Annotated in this window: 19 protein-coding genes; all 19 read right to left on the bottom strand. The window is 51.3% G+C overall.

All coding sequences use genetic code 11. The features are described from left to right. Nucleotides 1-116: 116 nt before the first annotated feature. Nucleotides 117-458 carry a 50S ribosomal protein L19 gene (gene rplS, locus L1N85_RS00885; RefSeq protein WP_235233784.1) on the bottom strand — a complete coding sequence of 114 codons (342 nt, stop codon included), beginning with the start codon at nucleotides 456-458 and terminating at the stop codon, nucleotides 117-119. Nucleotides 459-729: 271 nt separating this feature from the next. Further along, nucleotides 730-1,482, bottom strand: coding sequence for a tRNA (guanosine(37)-N1)-methyltransferase TrmD (gene trmD / locus L1N85_RS00880; RefSeq protein WP_235233783.1), 753 nt, complete (start codon nucleotides 1,480-1,482; stop codon nucleotides 730-732). 3 nt (nucleotides 1,483-1,485) lie between these two features. Beyond that, the gene (rimM, locus tag L1N85_RS00875) at nucleotides 1,486-2,010 is read right to left on the bottom strand and encodes a ribosome maturation factor RimM (RefSeq protein WP_235233780.1); all 525 of its coding nucleotides are present in this window, start codon (nucleotides 2,008-2,010) and stop codon (nucleotides 1,486-1,488) included. A 130-nt stretch (nucleotides 2,011-2,140) separates the two neighbouring features. Next, on the bottom strand, nucleotides 2,141-2,371 hold the full coding sequence (locus L1N85_RS00870; protein WP_235233777.1) for a KH domain-containing protein: 231 nt from the start codon (nucleotides 2,369-2,371) through the stop codon (nucleotides 2,141-2,143). Nucleotides 2,372-2,396: 25 nt separating this feature from the next. Continuing rightward, on the bottom strand, nucleotides 2,397-2,669 hold the full coding sequence (rpsP, locus tag L1N85_RS00865) for a 30S ribosomal protein S16 (protein WP_102712208.1): 273 nt from the start codon (nucleotides 2,667-2,669) through the stop codon (nucleotides 2,397-2,399). Between the two features lie 33 nt (nucleotides 2,670-2,702). Continuing rightward, on the bottom strand, nucleotides 2,703-4,088 hold the full coding sequence (gene ffh, locus L1N85_RS00860; RefSeq protein ID WP_235233775.1) for a signal recognition particle protein: 1,386 nt from the start codon (nucleotides 4,086-4,088) through the stop codon (nucleotides 2,703-2,705). Between the two features lie 27 nt (nucleotides 4,089-4,115). Further along, nucleotides 4,116-4,478: a YlxM family DNA-binding protein gene (ylxM, locus tag L1N85_RS00855; protein WP_235233771.1), complete on the bottom strand. Its 363-nt coding sequence runs from the start codon at nucleotides 4,476-4,478 to the stop codon at nucleotides 4,116-4,118. Between the two features lie 166 nt (nucleotides 4,479-4,644). Continuing rightward, nucleotides 4,645-5,652 carry a signal recognition particle-docking protein FtsY gene (gene ftsY, locus L1N85_RS00850; RefSeq protein WP_235233770.1) on the bottom strand — a complete coding sequence of 336 codons (1,008 nt, stop codon included), beginning with the start codon at nucleotides 5,650-5,652 and terminating at the stop codon, nucleotides 4,645-4,647. 41 nt (nucleotides 5,653-5,693) lie between these two features. Then, entirely contained in the window at nucleotides 5,694-9,269 is a 3,576-nt protein-coding gene (gene smc / locus L1N85_RS00845) for a chromosome segregation protein SMC (RefSeq protein ID WP_235233769.1), read from the bottom strand. 129 nt (nucleotides 9,270-9,398) lie between these two features. Beyond that, on the bottom strand, nucleotides 9,399-10,103 hold the full coding sequence (gene rnc, locus L1N85_RS00840) for a ribonuclease III (RefSeq protein WP_235233763.1): 705 nt from the start codon (nucleotides 10,101-10,103) through the stop codon (nucleotides 9,399-9,401). Beyond that, nucleotides 10,093-11,334 (bottom strand): beta-ketoacyl-ACP synthase II, encoded by a 1,242-nt coding sequence (gene fabF, locus L1N85_RS00835; protein WP_235233756.1) that lies wholly within the window; start codon nucleotides 11,332-11,334, stop codon nucleotides 10,093-10,095. Before fabF ends, rnc begins: the two co-directional genes overlap by 11 nt. 148 nt (nucleotides 11,335-11,482) lie before the next feature. Next, nucleotides 11,483-11,716: an acyl carrier protein gene (locus tag L1N85_RS00830; protein ID WP_053375686.1), complete on the bottom strand. Its 234-nt coding sequence runs from the start codon at nucleotides 11,714-11,716 to the stop codon at nucleotides 11,483-11,485. A 90-nt stretch (nucleotides 11,717-11,806) separates the two neighbouring features. Beyond that, on the bottom strand, nucleotides 11,807-12,556 hold the full coding sequence (gene fabG, locus L1N85_RS00825) for a 3-oxoacyl-[acyl-carrier-protein] reductase (RefSeq protein WP_235234333.1): 750 nt from the start codon (nucleotides 12,554-12,556) through the stop codon (nucleotides 11,807-11,809). 20 nt (nucleotides 12,557-12,576) lie between these two features. Next, entirely contained in the window at nucleotides 12,577-13,509 is a 933-nt protein-coding gene (fabD, locus tag L1N85_RS00820) for an ACP S-malonyltransferase (protein WP_235233754.1), read from the bottom strand. A gap of 36 nt (nucleotides 13,510-13,545) precedes the next feature. Continuing rightward, nucleotides 13,546-14,532 (bottom strand): beta-ketoacyl-ACP synthase III, encoded by a 987-nt coding sequence (locus L1N85_RS00815; protein ID WP_235233749.1) that lies wholly within the window; start codon nucleotides 14,530-14,532, stop codon nucleotides 13,546-13,548. Nucleotides 14,533-14,541: 9 nt separating this feature from the next. After that, entirely contained in the window at nucleotides 14,542-15,531 is a 990-nt protein-coding gene (plsX, locus tag L1N85_RS00810; RefSeq protein ID WP_235234331.1) for a phosphate acyltransferase PlsX, read from the bottom strand. Continuing rightward, entirely contained in the window at nucleotides 15,515-16,111 is a 597-nt protein-coding gene (gene fapR / locus L1N85_RS00805) for a transcription factor FapR (protein ID WP_235234321.1), read from the bottom strand. Before fapR ends, plsX begins: the two co-directional genes overlap by 17 nt. A 246-nt stretch (nucleotides 16,112-16,357) precedes the next feature. After that, entirely contained in the window at nucleotides 16,358-16,531 is a 174-nt protein-coding gene (rpmF, locus tag L1N85_RS00800) for a 50S ribosomal protein L32 (protein ID WP_042160385.1), read from the bottom strand. Nucleotides 16,532-16,569: 38 nt separating this feature from the next. Beyond that, the gene (locus L1N85_RS00795; protein WP_235233747.1) at nucleotides 16,570-17,091 is read right to left on the bottom strand and encodes a YceD family protein; all 522 of its coding nucleotides are present in this window, start codon (nucleotides 17,089-17,091) and stop codon (nucleotides 16,570-16,572) included. Nucleotides 17,092-17,246 lie beyond the last annotated feature (155 nt).

The following is a 17,246-nucleotide window of genomic DNA, read 5'->3' as shown; positions in this document are numbered from 1 at the left end:
TATTACGCTGCTGTGAGTCCACTTTGCCCGCCTTCTTTCTATATGCTGATTATGTATGGGGAAATTAGAAAAACGAAAAGGAGCTTGTTTGCGCAAGCCCCTCTTGTCGTTTGATCTTAACGAATTTCTTTAATTCTAGCAGCTTTACCGCGAAGACTACGCAGGTAGTACAGTTTCGCACGACGTACTTTACCACGGCGAGCCACTTCGATTTTTTCGATTTTAGGCGAGTTAAGCGGGAATGTTCTTTCCACACCAACACCGTAGGAAATTTTACGCACTGTAAAAGTTTCGCTGATTCCACCGCCGCGACGTTTGATTACAACGCCTTCGAACAATTGGATACGCTCACGCGTTCCCTCGATAACTTTTACGTGAACTTTCAAGGTGTCGCCAGGACGAAAGTTCGGTAGATCTTGACGCAGGTTTTCTAGCGCAATTGTTTGCAAAAGATTCATTTGATTCACTCCTTCCACCATAGACGTTCTTATGAGCTCGCCGCATTCCTATGAATCGGGTCATCGCTGATAGCGGACCGTCCGACTTAACGAACAACATTAGAAATTTTACCACAAAGAACCGAGCAATACAACACGTTTTTTAAACAATCATACTATAATGTCTATTATACCCAATACTTCTATACACCATAATCGGTTTCCCATTCATAGGCTAACAAGAAAGCCGCTGCTGATGTCCCGCAGCGGCTTTCTTGTTAACTGCATCTTGCTACCGTTCGTTACCTGATGCGTCCAGCTTCGCCCTGGCAGCCAGCCACTTCCGTTCCTTGTCCGTAAGCTTTGCCTGCTGCAGCAGGTCTGGACGGCGCTCCAGCGTCCTAAGGAGCGACTGCTCGCGGCGCCACACTTCAATGTTCGCATGATGTCCGGAGATAAGCACATCAGGCACTTGCCATCCGCGGAACTCGGCTGGACGCGTGTAATGCGGATGCTCGAGCAGGCCGGTGCTATAGGAATCGGTAACGGCTGAGGTTTCGTTGCCAAGTACGCCTGGCAGCAGTCTAACGACACTATCGATTACGACCATAGCGGGCACCTCGCCCCCTGTCAACACGTAATCTCCGATTGACAGCTCGTCCGTCACGAGATGCTCGCGGATCCGCTCATCGTAACCCTCGTAATGGCCGCATATAAGGACGAGATGCTGCTCCCTCGCAAGCTCCTCCGCCTTCTGCTGAGTAAATTGCGCCCCTTGCGGGCACATCAAAATAACTCTTGGCCGAATATTTTCCTCGAGCTTCAAGTCTTCTACAGCTGCAAATACGGGCTCTGGCTTCAGAACCATGCCGCCTCCGCCTCCGTAAGGATAATCATCAACGGTATTATGCTTATTATTCGAGTAAGCCCGGAAATTAATCGCCTCCAGCGAGACGATCCCCTTTTCCTTTGCTTTCCCCAGAATGCTGGCGCCAAACACGCCATCGAACATTTCCGGGAACAGCGTCAGCACATCTATTTTCATTCGTTAAATCAATCCTTCCATCAAACGAACCGTTACGAGTTTTTCCTTGATGTTAACGCTGATCAATACATCGTCAATGACGGGCAGCAGGAGCTGCTTTCCTGCGCCCTTCGGACGGTCCACCACCCACACATCGTTTGCTCCCGGGCTTAAGATCTCAGATATAACGCCTAGCTCCTCGCCTTCCTCCGTCAAAACTCGGCAACCGATAATTTCATGATAATAATATTCGCCCTCATCGAGCGGAACTAATTCAGCCTCGGACACTTTTAGCACCCATCCTTTGTATTTCTCTACGAGGTTAATGTCATTAAAGCCTTCCAGCTTCACTATGTATACGTTCTTGTGAGAACGCGAGCTAATGACCTTCACTTCCATCGAGTCGCCGCTCTCTTCGTTCAACATGAGAAGCTTGCTGCCCGCCGCAAACCGAACATCGGCGAAATCCGTTTGCGAGAGCACCTTAAGCTCACCTCGAATGCCATGGGTATTAACTATCTTTCCGACCGTAAACCACTTTTCGTTCATGTCAACCAGCCCTTCATTTTCGTATAACCGTATTATACATGCAAAAACGGCTTCGTTCCAAGTTAGCGAACGAAGCCGTCCATCGGAAAAGGGCCAGGATATTGATCCTGGCCCTTCTTGAGTGCGTGCGTTATGACATGATGTCTACAATGACGCGCTTTTGCGATTTAACGGAAGCAGAAGTGACTACCGTTCTCATCGCTTTCGCTATGCGTCCCTGCTTGCCGATGATTTTACCGATATCCTCAGGGTGAACCGAAAGCTCGTATATCGTGCCTCGGTCATCATCTTTCACATTGACTTGAACCTGATCCGGATGATCCACCAAAGCCTTCGCTATAACAAGAATCAATTCTTTCATCTCAAAGCCCTCCGCTGCTCAACAGTTATTTCTGTTGCTTAAGCTCATGGAACTTTTTCATAACACCAGCTTTGGAAAGCAAGTCACGAACGGTATCAGAAGCTTGAGCTCCTGTTTGCAACCATTTCAACGCTTTTTCTTCGTCGATCTTAACTTGAGCCGGTTGTGCAACCGGGTTGTAAGTGCCGATCTCTTCGATAAAACGTCCGTCACGCGGCGAACGGGAATCCGATACGACTACGCGGTAGAAAGGAGCCTTGTGAGCACCGATTCTTTTCAAACGAATACGTACTGCCATGGAAATTCACCTCCTTCAAGTGATAAATGCGATTTAAAACGGAAACTTCATATTTTTGCCGAGCAGACCCTTGAGCCCTTTCTTGCCGCCCTTAGATCCTTTTGGTCCTTTCGGTCCCATCATCGATGAAAATTGCTTCATCATTTTCTTCATGTCATCGAACTGCTTGATCAAACGGTTCACTTCGACAACCGTCGTTCCGCTGCCTGCCGCTACCCGCTTACGCCGACTGTGGTTAAGAAGCTCAGGCTTTTGCTTCTCTTCCTTGGTCATGGAACGAACGATCGCTTCGACCCGGCCGATTTGCTTCTCGTCGACCTTCATATCCTTCATGCCCTTCATCTTGTTCATGCCGGGCAGCATATCCATAATTTGATCGAGCGGTCCGAGGTTCCTAACCTGCTCCATCTGTTCAAGGAAATCCTCGAACGTAAATTCCGCGGTACGCATCTTGCGTTCCATTTCCTTGGCCTTCTCGGCATCGATGTTCGACTGTGCCTTCTCGATCAACGAAAGCATGTCGCCCATGCCGAGTATTCGGGATGCCATACGCTCGGGATGGAACGGCTCCAAGGAGTCGATCTTCTCGCCCATTGCCGCGAATTTGATCGGGCAGCCCGTCACGGCTTTAACGGAAAGCGCCGCACCGCCTCGCGTATCGCCGTCGAGCTTCGTGAGGACGACGCCCGTTAACTCAAGCTGCTCATGGAAGCTCTTCGCTACGTTAACCGCATCTTGCCCGGTCATTGCATCGACGACTAGAAGCACTTCATCCGGCTTCGTAATCTGATGAATTTGCTTCAGCTCTTCCATCAATTCTTCGTCAATATGCAGACGGCCCGCTGTATCTATGATGACGTAATCGTTGCCGTTCTCCTTCGCATGCTGAAGTCCGGCACGCGCGATATCCACGGGAGAGGTCTGATCGCCCATCGAAAACACCGGCGCATTAATTTGATCGCCGAGAACCTGCAGCTGCTTAATCGCAGCGGGCCGGTAAATATCGCATGCGATCATAAGAGGCTTATGATTACCCTTCTGGAGCAGCTTAGCCAGCTTGCCCGTCGTCGTGGTCTTACCGGCACCCTGCAAACCGGCCATCATAATGACCGTTGGCGGCTTATTGGCCTTCACAAGCTTGCTCTGCGTACCGCCCATAAGCTCCGTGAGTTCTTTATTAACGATATCGATGACGACCATGCCGGGCGTAAAGCTCTTAGATACATCTAAGCCAACAGCCTGTTCCTTCACCTTCGCGATAAAGTCCTTGACGACCTTGAAGTTAACGTCCGCTTCCAGAAGCGCCAATCTCACCTCGCGCATCGCATCATTAACATCCTCTTCGGAAACTTTGCCTTTGCCCCTCAGCTTGCTGAACACATTTTGAAGCCGACTCGATAAGCTCTCAAACGCTGCCATGTACCGTCACCTCCATTCATTCGTTTATTATTCTGGCGAGTTAATTTGTGCAATGATATTCATCAGAGACTGTCTGTCCTGCTCGTTAAGCGAAAGATCATTGATGACGTTCACCAGCTGGACGGTCCAATTCTGCAGCGACTCATGCCTTTCCAGTAGGCTTAGCTTGCTCTCATAGCTTTCTAGAGCCTGCTCTGCACGCTTGATATGCTCATATACCGCTTGCCTGCTTATGCCGAACTCCGCGGAAATCTCGCCGAGCGAGAAATCGTCGTGAAAATAATATTTTAAGAACGTCCGCTGCTTCTCTGTCAGGAGCGGCTCGTAAAAGTCGAACAATAGATTGATTCGGGTTGTCTTGGATAAGGCATTTGGTTCATTTGCTTTCATCCTAAACCCTCCTGTATCACAACCATACGCGCAGCCGTCAAGGAAAAGGCCTTTACAGCTGACAACGTCTCTTATCATACAGGACGATATGGGCTGCTGTCAAGCATTTGCCCTTGTCACTCTAACAAGATGCTGCAGCCGTTGAAAAAAGAGAGTTATTACACGCTTATTTAGCCGTTTCCTCCGACCCTTCAGCATCCTCGCGCTGAATTAATCCCGCAAACAAAGCGTGTATAAATTGCTCCGAATCGAACTGCTGCAGATCGCCCATTTTCTCTCCAAGACCGACAAGCTTCACCGGCAGGCTAAGCTCGTTTCGAATAGCAATGACGATTCCGCCCTTAGCCGTACCATCAAGTTTGGTTAACACAAGACCGGTAACGCCGCTCTTCTCCCCGAACAGCTTCGCCTGGCTGAGCGCGTTCTGGCCGGTAGTCGCATCGAGAACCAATAAAACCTCATGCGGGGCATCCGGAAGCTCGCGCTGGATAACGCGAAAAATTTTATTAAGTTCTTCCATCAGGTTCGTTTTGTTTTGAAGCCTGCCTGCCGTATCGCATAACAGAACGTCTACGCCGCGCTGCTTGGCCGCTTGAACGGCATCGAACATGACCGCTGCAGGATCAGAGCCGGATTGCTGCTTAATAACATCGACGCCTACTCGTTGCCCCCATACCTCAAGCTGCTCGATCGCGCCGGCACGGAATGTGTCCCCGGCTGCCAGCAGCACGCTTTTGCCTTCATTCTTAAATTTATGCGCAAGCTTTCCGATCGTCGTCGTCTTGCCAACACCGTTCACGCCAACGAACAAAATAACGGTTATGCCGCTTGCTGCCATACGTAGACCAGCATGATCATCGCCCTTCATAAGCTGAATGAGCTTCTCCGATAGAACCGGCTGCAAATCCGCTGCCTCTTCAATTTTACGTTTCTTCACCTCAACGCGCAGCTCGTCGATCAATTGCATAACCGTATTCACGCCAACATCGGCGCCGATCAAAATTTCTTCAAGCTCTTCGTAGAACTGCTCGTCGATTTTCTTGCGGCGAGTGATAAGCTCCTCGACCTTCTGGGCGAAAGCCGTGCGCGTCTTCGCCAAGCCTTCCTTGAAAACATTCGTCACCGCTTCCGTTTTCGTTGCGATGCTTTCTTTTAGCTTTTTAAAAAAACTCATCTTTCCCATTCCTCCATACTCGCAATACCGGACCCGTTTATTTATGCAGATACCGGCTCGTCTTCCTCCAGACGGACGGATACCAGCTTCGATACGCCGCCTTCCTCCATCGTAACGCCGTACAGCACATCCGCTTCCTCCATCGTCCCTTTGCGATGCGTAACGACGATGAATTGCGTAAGGCCCGAGAACTCGCGCAAATATTGCGCGAAACGCGATACGTTCGCTTCATCAAGCGCAGCCTCAACCTCGTCGAGCACACAGAAAGGCACCGGCTTGACCTGCAAAATGGCAAAGAGCAGCGCGATTGCCGTCAATGCCCGCTCGCCGCCCGATAGAAGCTGCAGATTTTGCTGCTTCTTGCCCGGCGGCTGCGCTACGATATCGATCCCCGTTTCAAGCACCTTATCCGGCTCGGCCAGCACAAGGTCGGCCCGTCCTCCTCCGAACAGCTTGGCGAATACGATGACGAAGTGACCTCTAATCGCCTCAAATGTCGTCTTAAAGCGTTTCGACATCTCCTCATCCATTTCCCGAATAACTTGGTAGAGCGTCGTCTTCGCTTCGATCAAATCATCCTTTTGAGCGGACAAAAATTCATACCGTTCCTTCACGCGCTCATATTCCTCGATTGCTCCTAAATTCACTTCTCCCAATGACGCAATTTGCCGTTTAATATCACGGACCTCGTTCTGCGTGCCGACAACATCCTCCGGAACCGGATATTGCTCTTTTGCCAATTCGTAGCTAAGCTCATACTCCTCGCTCAGCTTGCGCAGCAGGTTGTCCAGCTCCACGTCAAGCCGATTCGCCGCGATTTCCGTTTGCCGCATTTGCTCCTCAACCTGTCTTAGCCTTGCACGCTGCTCCTTCGTTTCACTTTCGCCTTCATCGAGCTCCGCGATACGCTGCGCGCGGGCTGCCCGCTTCAAATCGGTCTGCTCCGCGCATTGCTGCTTCTGTAACCTTAAGTGATTAAGCTGCTCGATTTGCTGGACGTTCTCCTCGGCGTGTCGCGTCAGCTCTTCCTCCTGCTGCGCCGATAATGATCGCAAGCCTGTTAACTCTTGCTTGGCTCTCTGTATATCAGCGCGAACGCGCGTCGCTTGATCCTCGAACGAAAGCTTCACCTGATCCGTTTTCGCCGCGGCGATTTTAATATCGGTCAACTGGCCTTGCAGCTCTTCTTTCGCGGATTCACTAGCTTTGCGCCGCTCCTCCGCCATACGGATCGCATCCTGCAGCCTTGATTCATCCTGAATGAGCTGCTCCAACCGAAGCTCAGCCGCAGCCGCAGCCGACTGTATATCCTTCTGCTCCGAAATATGTGTGGTTCGGTCAGCCGTATAAAGCTGCTTCTGCTCGTCCAAATGCTTGGCTTCGTTATGAAGCTGTTGAATCTCCGCCCTTATCTGCTGCTCCTCAATCCGGCTTTGCTCGCCTTGGGCGCGCAGCTCCTCGATGTTATGCGAGCGTATCGATTGCTCCTTGCGCAAATCACTTAGCTTGTTCCGGAGCTGCTCCGCCATCCTGCTTGCATCCGCTATCTCTTGATCGAGTACGTCGATTTGTCTCTGACGGCCTAATAAGCTTGCGCCCTTCTTCTGCAGACTGCCCCCCGTCATCGAGCCGCCCGCATTGACGATATCGCCCTCAAGAGTAACGACGCGATAGCGATACTGGCATTTGGAAGCAATCCGGTTGGCTTGTTCAAGCGTTTCCGCGAGCAGGACATTACCGAGTAAATTGTTCACGATAGCTTCATAACGGCTATCGGAGCTGACTAATTCCGCTGCAACGCCGACAAAACCCTCAATCGATTCAGCGTTGCGCTTGTCGTGCTCGGGCACTTGTCTGCCGCGAATAACGTCAAGCGGCAAGAAAGTAGCCCGTCCAAGCTGGCGCTGCTTCAGAAAGCCAATTGCTGCGCGAGCGGACTTCTCATCCTCCATAACGATATGCTGCAGCGCGCCGCCAAGTGCCGTCTCAACAGCCGTCTCGATTCGTTCCGGCACGCGGACAAGCTCTGCCACCGCGCCATGAACGCCGCTAATGCCGCCGCTTCCCCGCCGCGATGCCTTAAGCACTTCCTTGACGCCTTGCATGAAGCCATCAAGCGCGTCCTGCATTTCTTTCATCGTGTCGCGTCTGGATACATGGCTGTCCAGCTTCTGCTCCCATTTCCGCATGGCAGCCGTTACTTCATCGAGGCTCTGCGAAATCGCTTTTGTCTGCTCCGACTCGGTGAGCGTGCGGCTTCTTGCCTGTTCTAGACGGGCAAGCGTCGCTTCGAGCGCCTGCGCAAGCTCCGAGCGTCTCTCATCCAGACGCTCCTGCTGCTCCAGCCACTTCGTCTCATCCTCGCTTATCCGCTCCATTCGCCGCTGCAGCGTCTCTTGCTGCTGAGCCGCATAGCGTATCTCATTGCGATGCTGCGCCATCGAGCTCAGCACCTCAAGGAGCTCTCCCTTCAGCGTCTCCTCCGCATCGGCCACCGCTCCGCCGGCAACGCCTAACAGCTTCGCTTCCTCATCCGCAATCTGAGCCCGCAGGTCAGCAAGCTGAAGCTGCAGCGCCGCCGCCTTGCTGCGGAACTCCGCTTCCTCCTGCGTCAACGTGACGATACGCGCGTCCTGCACCGCAATCGATTCCTCCAGTTGACGCTTATTTTGCTCTAAATTGCGTTTACGCTCTTTGAGTACCTCGCCATATCCTTCACATTTCTCGAAATCCTCGCTTATTTGCAGCATCGATTCATGTAATTGGTCAAGCTCGAGCTCGAGCTCGCGCAGCTGCTGACGATCCTTCTCCAAATGCGCATCATGCTTACTTACGACGGTCGAAAGCTGGAGCTGCTCCTGCTGTAAGCGCTCCAGCTTTCCGTTTGCCTCCGTCCAAGAGCCGTGTATTTGTTCAATGCTATGTACATACATCGAGATCTCTTTGGTTTTGAGCAGTTCTTTAAGCTGCTTGAAATGAATCGCTTTCTCCGACTGCTTGCGCAGCGGCCCCACTTGATCCTCAAGCTCTGAAACCAGATCGTGAATCCGCAGCAGATTCTGCTCCGTCTCATCAAGCTTCTTCTGAGCCTCGCGCTTGCGGGACTTATATTTCACTATGCCCGAAGCTTCCTCAAAAATACCGCGCCGGTCCTCTGAGCGCGTACTCAAAATCTCCTCAATGCGGCCTTGTCCAATAATGGAGTAAGCCTCCTTACCGATACCCGTATCCATGAACAGCTCGGTAATATCCTTCAGCCTGCAAGGCTGCTTATTAATTAAATATTCGCTGTCGCCGCTCCGATGCACCCGGCGGGTTACCGTTACCTCGTTATACTCAAGCGGCAATGCGCCGTCTCCGTTATCAAGAGTAAGCGAAACCTCGCTGTAATTGACTGCTTTGCGCGCGTCGCTGCCTGCAAAAATGATATCCTCCATCTTGCCGCCGCGCAAACTTTTCGCGCTTTGCTCGCCAAGCACCCAACGTATGCCGTCCGAAATATTGCTTTTGCCGCTGCCGTTCGGTCCGACTACCGCTGTAATGCCGGTTACGAATTCCATTTCGGTCCGATCGGCAAATGACTTGAAGCCTGATAATTCAATCCGTTTCAGAAACATATTTTGGTTTTCACCTCACCCCTCATTGTACCACATCTTATAGCCCCTGATAACCATTCCGCGACTCATATTGACCGAAAAAAAGAGAGCATCCCGCAGTCCTCAGACCATTGGGAACACTCTCCATGCTTACGTTTGCTCTTGCGACAGCATGCGCCAAGCTTCTGCTGCCGCACGCTGCTCCGCTTCCTTCTTCGTTCTCCCGCTTCCCACGCCATAGCGCTCTTCCCCGAGATAAACCTCAACAACGAACTCGCGGTCATGCGCAGGACCGCGCTCCTCTATGATTCGATATTCGACCGAACCAAGGCCATGATGCTGAGAGCGCTCCTGCAGCTTAGACTTGGAATCCTTCATGAGCAACCCGAAATCATTAGAATCAACATACGGAAACATGTGCTCATTCAAGAAGCTCCTCGTTCTTTCGATGCCGGCATCCAAGAAGATGGCACCTACAAACGATTCAAACAAATCGGCAAGCAAAGCCTGCCTTTGTCTGCCTCCTAATTGTTCCTCTCCGCGCCCAAGCAAAACATGGAAGCCAAGCTCCAGCCGTTCAGCAAACTGTGCCAGAGACGGCTCGCACACGATCGAAGCACGCATTCGCGTCAGCTCGCCTTCCGGACGCTGCGGGTAAGTCGTGAACAAATATTCGGACACGAGCAATTGAAGCACGGCATCTCCCAAAAATTCCAGCCGTTCGTTGTCCTGCGCGGATCCTCGTTTATGTTCATTCACATATGAGGTATGGGTGAAGGCTTGCCTCAGCAGCTTGGTTCGCTTAAAGCTTAGCTGCAGCTTCTGCTGCAGCTCAAGGAAGGAATCACGCTTCATATACTTTCATCACGATCGTAGCGTTATGTCCGCCAAAGCCGAAGGAGTTGGAAAGCGCCGTCTTCACGTTCGCTTCTCGCGGCTTATTCGGCACATAATCGAGATCGCATTCCGGATCTTGATTATCCAAATTAATCGTTGGAGCGATAACGCCGCTTTTGAGCGTCAAGCCCAGGATAACGGCTTCTACGCCGCCCGCAGCGCCGAGCAAATGACCCGTCATCGATTTCGTCGAGCTGATCGCTACCTTGTAGGCATGATCGCCGAACGCCTTCTTGATCGCTTTCGTCTCCGAACGATCTCCAACCGGAGTTGACGTACCATGCGCATTAATGTAGTCGATATCGGCTGGTTCTATACCTGCATCCTTGATCGCTTTCGTCATGCAGCGCGCAGCGCCGTCCGGATCCGGCTCCGTCATATGGTGAGCGTCGCCGCTCATTCCGTAACCGATGATTTCCGCATAGATCATTGCGCCTCTCGCCTCAGCATGCTCAAGCGATTCAAGCACGAGTACGCCGGCGCCCTCGCCCATAACGAATCCATCCCGATCAATATCAAATGGACGGCTTGCCTTCTCAGGCTCGTCATTGCGAACGGACATCGCACGCATCGAGCAGAAGCCGGCCATACCTGTCGGCCTGATCGTCGCTTCCGCGCCGCCAGCGATCATGACGTCCGCATCGCCGCGTTGAATCATCTTGAACGAATCCCCGATGGAGTGAGTACCCGTCGCACATGCGGTTACGGCCGTACTGTTCGGGCCTTTCGCACCGGTCAGCATCGAGACTTGGCCAGAGGCCATATTCGCGATCATCATCGGGATAAAAAACGGGCTGACGCGCTTTGGCCCCTTCTCGAGCAGAATGTTATGCTGATCCTCCCAGGTGCCGAGCCCTCCGATACCCGAGCCGACCATAACGCCGACACGCTCCGCATCCGCATTTTCACCGATCTTTAAATTTGCGTCCTTAATCGCCAACTGACTGGCTACTGCCGCAAATTGTACGAAACGGTCCATTCTGCGCGCTTCTTTTTTATCTAAACCGTAATCTTCAGGACTGAAGTTTTTGATTTCTGCGGCAATATTCGTTGGATATTCAGAAAAATCGAAAGCCTCAACGACGGAGACGCCAGATTTTCCTTCTAATAAATTCCCCCAGAACTGCTCTAAATCCGAGCCAAGCGAGGTTATAACTCCCATACCGGTTACGACAACTCTTTGCTTCATTCCATTCACCTCTGCAGACAGCAATGTAGATGACCGCGCTTGCATCATCTTTATTTATATATAAAAGCTAAAACGCTTTGCATAATCAGAATATGAAAACGGTCTGGATGGAGAGAAGTCCCGTTTGTTATAACGGGACTCGTCCTTCTTACGTATGAGATTGTATGTATTTAACTACTTCTCCCACAGTGGTGATTGTCTCTGCGTCTTCATCAGAGATTTCCATATCAAACTCGTCTTCCAGCTCCATGACCAATTCAACGACATCAAGAGAGTCAGCGCCGAGGTCATCTTTAAATGAAGCTTCAAGTGTAACTTCCGCTTCGTCCACGCCTAGTCGGTCGATGACGATACGTTTTACGCGATCTACTACTTCGGACATCCGGTTCACCTCCTCCATGGTATTATACGAGAATTAAAGATAAAATGCCATACGCAACCGTTTTAATTCCAAAGAACGGAATTATAGATGTTACATATACATGCCGCCGTCCACATGAATCGTCTGTCCAGTCATATAGGCTGCAGCATCAGATGCAAGGAAACGGACCGCGTTAGCAATGTCGCTCGGGTTACCAAGACGGGCAAGCGGAATTTGGCCCGACAGCGACTGGCGCATTTCTTCCGGGAGCTTATCGGTCATTTCCGTCTGAATGAATCCGGGTGCAACGCAGTTAACGGTAATGCCGCGTGAAGAAAGCTCGCGCGCGCTCGCTTTCGTTAGACCGATCACGCCGGCCTTAGCGGCAACGTAGTTAGCCTGTCCCGGATTCCCGAGCACGCCAACGACCGATGAAATGTTAATGATGCGGCCCGAGCGCTGCTTCATCATCGAACGAGTGACCGCTTTAATGCCATTGAAAACACCTTTGAGATTTGTTTCAATGACTTGATCGAACTCGTCTTCCTTCATACGCATAATTAAATTATCTCTTGTAATGCCGGCATTATTCACCAAAATATGTACCGCTCCGAATTGCTCGATGACTTCCTTCACCATCGCTTCAAACTCATCTGCTTTGCCGACGTTCGCTTTCACAACGATTGCGCGTCTTCCAAGCGCTTCTACCGCTTGCGCCGTTTCTGCCGCCGCAGCTTCACTGCCGGAGTAATTAATGGCTACATCTGCGCCGGCTTCAGCCAGAGCGATCGCGATCGCTCTTCCAATACCCCGGGATGCTCCCGTAACAAGCGCCTTCTTCCCTTCCAGGCTGGCAAACATCATATCCCCTCCAATTGAAGTTAATTCACCTGCAGCGCATCAAGCGCAGAGATGCTGTTCACCGAAATAACGCGAACGTTCTTGTCAATCTTTTTAATCAAGCCTGCAAGCACCGTTCCCGATCCGATTTCCACGAACGTGTCTACGCCCTGCCCGATCAAGTAACGGATGCTGTCCTCCCAAAGGACCGGCGAATATACTTGTTCAACAAGCAAACCGCGAATTTCGTCAGCCGCAGTCACGACGCTGGCCGTCACATTCGCAACGACAGACACGGAGGCATCCAGCAGCTTAAGACCCGCGAGCGCTGCCTCAAGCTTATCCGCGGCAGGCTTCATTAGCGAGGAGTGGAAAGGCCCGCTTACTTCCAGAGGAATGACCCTTTTCGCTCCCGCCTCTTCCTTGCCGCGTTCGACAACCGCTTGAACGCCCGCAGCCGTGCCGGACACAACTATTTGTCCCGGACAATTCACATTCGCGAGCTCGGCAACATTACCATCAGACGTAATCTTAGCGCATAGCGCTGCCAACGCTTCACGCTCGGCACCGAGAACGGCCGCCATTGCGCCTTGACCGCTGGGAACCGCTTGTTCCATAAACTGTCCGCGAGCCCGAACCGTCCGTACCGCATCCTCGAACGAGAGTACGCCGGCGGCTACAAGCGCGCTGTATTCGCCAAGGCTGTGGCCCGCAACAAAATCGGGCTTTAAACCTCGTCCTTCGAGCGCTTCAAGCAGCGCAATACTAACCGTCAATAGAGCAGGCTGTGTGTTTGCGGTTTGCTTAAGCGCATGTTCAGGGCCTTCAAAAATAATGGTGCTCAGTGAAAATCCAAGCGCCTGATCCGCTTGTTCAAAAATGGTACGCGAACGGTCAAAGGCATCGTATACATCCTTCCCCATACCAACCGCCTGGGCGCCTTGCCCAGGAAAAACAAAAGCTGTTTTACTCAAGCGTGCTTCCTCCTAAACAGAGCATTCGTTATAATTTTACCAAATGAGTACCGAACCGCCCCATGTCAAACCGCCGCCGAAACCTACAAGCACGACGCAATCGCCTTCGTTCACGCGTCCTTGCTCTACTGCTTCCGCAAGTGCGACCGGGATCGACGCAGCCGACATATTTCCATACTTATCAAGGTTGATCATCGCTTTATCTTCCGACAGGTTCAACCGGTTAAGCGCGGACTGAATTATTCGGATATTAGCTTGATGCGGAACCAGAAGGTCGATTTCATCCTTTGTTATGCCAGCCTTTTGCAAGGCATCCTCGGCGGCGCTTCCCATAATGCGTACAGCAAACTTGAATACGTCATTGCCGGCCATATAAATGTAATGCTGCTTGGACTGTATGCTTTCTTCCGTTGCCGGAACCCGCGAGCCGCCGCCGTGAACCTTAAGAAGATCTCCGCCGCTGCCGTCCGCGCCTAGCTCAAACGAAAGGAAGCCGCGGCCTTCTTCCACTTGTCCCAGTACGACAGCGCCAGCTCCGTCGCCGAACAAAATGCATGTGTTGCGGTCCGTGTAATCGGTAATGCGCGAAAGCGTTTCGGCGCCTACGACAAGGACATGCTTATACATGCCGGAGGCAATCATGCCCGAACCGGTTGCAAGCCCATAAATGAAGCCTGAGCAGGCTGCCGATAAATCGAAAGCAGCGGCTTTCTTCGCGCCCAGCTTATCTTGAAGCAAACATGCGGTCGATGGGAAAAACATATCGGGCGTAATGGTCGCTACAATGATTAAATCAATGTCTTCAGCCGTTAAGCCGGCTGCCTCGATCGCTTTGAGCGATGCAATCAGGGCAAGATCAGAGGTAGCTTCCTCATCAGCAGCCAATCGTCTCTCTTTGATCCCTGTACGAGTAACAATCCATTCGTCGTTTGTATCCACCATTTGTTCAAGCTCTTGATTCGTTAAAATACGTTCCGGAACATATTTGCCCGTTCCGATTATGCCTACAGGATGTAAACTCATTTTCCTCACTCACTTCCCGTTGATTTCATCTGCGATCGATTCAATTAGTTGACCCTGTACGGCAATCCGCGCCTGCCGGACCGCGTTCTTCACCGCGACAACGTCGGACGAGCCGTGGCATTTCACGACAAGGCCGTTTAAACCAAGGAGAGGCGCTCCGCCATGCTCCTTGTAATCCATCTTTTTCTTTATCGTACGCAGCTTCGGAAGCATGATTGCCGCAGCCAGCTTCGTCATTAACGATTGACCGAAGGCATCCTTCAGCGAGGTGAAAATCGTACCGGCCGCTCCCTCCATCGCCTTCAGCATAATATTGCCGGCAAAGCCGTCGCAGACAAGCACGTCACAATTTCGTGTCAGTACATCCCTTGCCTCAACATTTCCGATAAAATGGATTGGCGCCTGCTCCAGCAGCTCATAAGCGACCTTCGATATTTCATTCCCTTTTTTCGCTTCAGTGCCTACATTAAGCAATCCAACGCGAGGTTTCTTCATCCCATGCACCTTGGCTCGATAAATGCTGCCCATAATCGCATACTGCAGCAAATGCTCTGGCTTTGCATCCATATTAGCGCCCAGATCGAGCGCAAGCACTCCAATATCATCCATCGTCGGCATCATAGGCGCAAGCGCCGGCCTCTCAATGCCGTCCATCCTGCCGACAACGAGCAGCCCCGTTGCCATAAGCGCGCCCGTATTGCCTGCGGACAGCATAGCATCCGCTTGCTTCTCGCGCACGAGCTGCCCTGCAACGACCATGGACGCCCCTTTCTTCCGCCGCACCGCCTTCACCGGCTCATCATCGGGACCAATAACCTCGTCCGCATGACAAATCGTCATATTCGCAGGTTTCTGTCCTTTCATGAGCGGTTCAATTACAGACGTATCCCCGACGAGCAGCAGCTCCGTATCCGGCCACTGCGCCGCAGCTTCCAGCGCTCCCTGTACAATTAAGCCAGGAGCGTGATCCCCGCCCATTGCATCAATAGCGATCCGCACGTTCGTCTCCCCCTTCACTGCCATGTTCTCCCGCGGACCGGAAAATAACAAAGTTGCCTTGAAACACCATTTCATCGCCTACATAAGTAAACAACTCAACCTTCGCCTTGCTTCGTTCCCCCGAAACCGAACGCACATAAGCTTTCGCTATGCATTTCTCTCCCAGCTTAACCGGGCGAATGAAGCGGATATCAGCTGTTACGGTAAGTGCTATTTCATCATCTATGACAGCAACTGCAAGCGAATTCGCTTGAGCGAATACGTGATGTCCGCGTGCGATCCCCGTTCTGGAGAATACATGCTCTTCACGAATCTCAAACACCGAAATTCCGCTTTTGTCCAATTCAAGATCCACGATATCGCCAATCACTTCATGCAAAGGCAGCGACCTTACGGAATCGTAGGAGCGTTCGGCCATCAGCTTCAAACGTTCTCTAAGCTCCGGGATGCCAAGCTCCATCCGGTCTAACCGAATCGTCTGAATGCTTACTTTAAGCAGACGCGTGAGCTCCCGATCCGTTATAAAAGGATTTTCATCAATTAATCGGGCAAGCTGCTGATGCCGCTGCCGTTTGGGCATTCGTTCGATGTTCGGCACCACCTTCTACCGTATAGTGACTGTTAAAGCATATTAACAGCGTCTTGATAATAGCATGCGCATTCCTTGCGGTATGTATGTTACTTGATATTATCACCTGGTACTAATTAAGTATATAAAAAAATATGCCCCAGCGCAACGAAGCATGAAAAAATGTCTGCAGCCAGACCATCGCACTAAAAATAGCACCTCATCGGCTGATGAAGTGCTACCTTTGAAACCATCCCATTATTGAGCGATGATCTCTTTTGTTTTGTAATATCCACAAACTTTGCATACGTGATGAGCCAATTTCAGCTCTCCGCATTGCTCACATTTCACCATACCAGGTACTGCAAGCTTGAAATGAGTACGACGCTTGTCGCGGCGTGTCTTGGATGTTCTACGTTGAGGTACTGCCATATTTAACACCTCCTTCAAAAAATCAATCGGCAAATCGCTTATTCCTTAAACAGATCCTTTAGCGCTGCAAAGCGCAAGTCAATCTTGTCCGTCTCGCAGCTGCATTTGTGCTCATTTAAGTTCTGTCCGCATGTTGGACAGAGTCCCTTGCAGTCATCGCCGCAAAGCGGGGCATAAGGAATGGACAGCTCAAGCGCTTCTTCCACATAAGGCTTCAGGTCCAGTCTTTCCGCATTCACTTCAACAAAGTCACTGATCTCTTCCTCCGTATACTCGTCGCTCTTCACGTCAGACGCAGCCGGCTTGAACATTTCAGAAAAAGGAATGACAATGCGTTCCTGCACCGGTTCAAGGCAGCGGGAGCATGCAAGCTCGAGATCGATGGCAAGCTCGCCATCGGCTTCGATAAAGCCTTCATGTCCGGTTACCGCTAACGATACTTGGAGCGGTCCTATACGGTAAACATCTTGGCGTCCTTTATAAAGGTCACTGACATCTAACTGCTCGTTGACTGTCGTTTTCAAACCTTTGGACATCGTTTCTTGCATATGAAACTGCATCTGATCACCCCAAACAAACAAAGATTATTATATCTATCAGCCTACCGTTTTGTCAACATTTCCACACTGGTTTTCCTTATTTGCGCAAGCTGACCATGTATAATGGACTTCTCTATGCTATAGTAATACAACCAACATTTAACAAAGAGAGGATC

This window comes from Paenibacillus alkaliterrae (genome assembly GCF_021532375.1).
Lineage (GTDB): Bacteria > Bacillota > Bacilli > Paenibacillales > Paenibacillaceae > Pristimantibacillus > Pristimantibacillus alkaliterrae.
The sequence above is the reverse complement of the archived record's forward strand: the minus strand, read 5'-3'. Positions and strand labels throughout refer to the sequence as shown.

What these genes read in the sequence shown, in the direction of transcription:
- rplS (WP_235233784.1), bottom strand. Translation starts at nt 458, where the DNA reads ATGAATCTTTTGCAAACAATTGCGCTAGAAAACCTGCGTCAAGATCTA.
- ylxM (WP_235233771.1), bottom strand. Translation starts at nt 4,478, where the DNA reads ATGAAAGCAAATGAACCAAATGCCTTATCCAAGACAACCCGAATCAAT.
- ffh (WP_235233775.1), bottom strand. Translation starts at nt 4,088, where the DNA reads ATGGCAGCGTTTGAGAGCTTATCGAGTCGGCTTCAAAATGTGTTCAGC.
- rimM (WP_235233780.1), bottom strand. Translation starts at nt 2,010, where the DNA reads ATGAACGAAAAGTGGTTTACGGTCGGAAAGATAGTTAATACCCATGGC.
- ftsY (WP_235233770.1), bottom strand. Translation starts at nt 5,652, where the DNA reads ATGAGTTTTTTTAAAAAGCTAAAAGAAAGCATCGCAACGAAAACGGAA.
- fapR (WP_235234321.1), bottom strand. Translation starts at nt 16,111, where the DNA reads ATGCCCAAACGGCAGCGGCATCAGCAGCTTGCCCGATTAATTGATGAA.
- fabF (WP_235233756.1), bottom strand. Translation starts at nt 11,334, where the DNA reads ATGAAGCAAAGAGTTGTCGTAACCGGTATGGGAGTTATAACCTCGCTT.
- fabG (WP_235234333.1), bottom strand. Translation starts at nt 12,556, where the DNA reads ATGTTTGCCAGCCTGGAAGGGAAGAAGGCGCTTGTTACGGGAGCATCC.
- L1N85_RS00795 (WP_235233747.1), bottom strand. Translation starts at nt 17,091, where the DNA reads ATGCAGTTTCATATGCAAGAAACGATGTCCAAAGGTTTGAAAACGACA.
- L1N85_RS00870 (WP_235233777.1), bottom strand. Translation starts at nt 2,371, where the DNA reads ATGAAAGAATTGATTCTTGTTATAGCGAAGGCTTTGGTGGATCATCCG.
- L1N85_RS00815 (WP_235233749.1), bottom strand. Translation starts at nt 14,532, where the DNA reads ATGAGTTTACATCCTGTAGGCATAATCGGAACGGGCAAATATGTTCCG.
- rpmF (WP_042160385.1), bottom strand. Translation starts at nt 16,531, where the DNA reads ATGGCAGTACCTCAACGTAGAACATCCAAGACACGCCGCGACAAGCGT.
- smc (WP_235233769.1), bottom strand. Translation starts at nt 9,269, where the DNA reads ATGTTTCTGAAACGGATTGAATTATCAGGCTTCAAGTCATTTGCCGAT.
- L1N85_RS00830 (WP_053375686.1), bottom strand. Translation starts at nt 11,716, where the DNA reads ATGTCCGAAGTAGTAGATCGCGTAAAACGTATCGTCATCGACCGACTA.
- rnc (WP_235233763.1), bottom strand. Translation starts at nt 10,103, where the DNA reads ATGAAGCGTGATTCCTTCCTTGAGCTGCAGCAGAAGCTGCAGCTAAGC.
- trmD (WP_235233783.1), bottom strand. Translation starts at nt 1,482, where the DNA reads ATGAAAATAGATGTGCTGACGCTGTTCCCGGAAATGTTCGATGGCGTG.
- rpsP (WP_102712208.1), bottom strand. Translation starts at nt 2,669, where the DNA reads ATGGCAGTACGTATTCGTTTGAAAAGAATCGGTGCTCACAAGGCTCCT.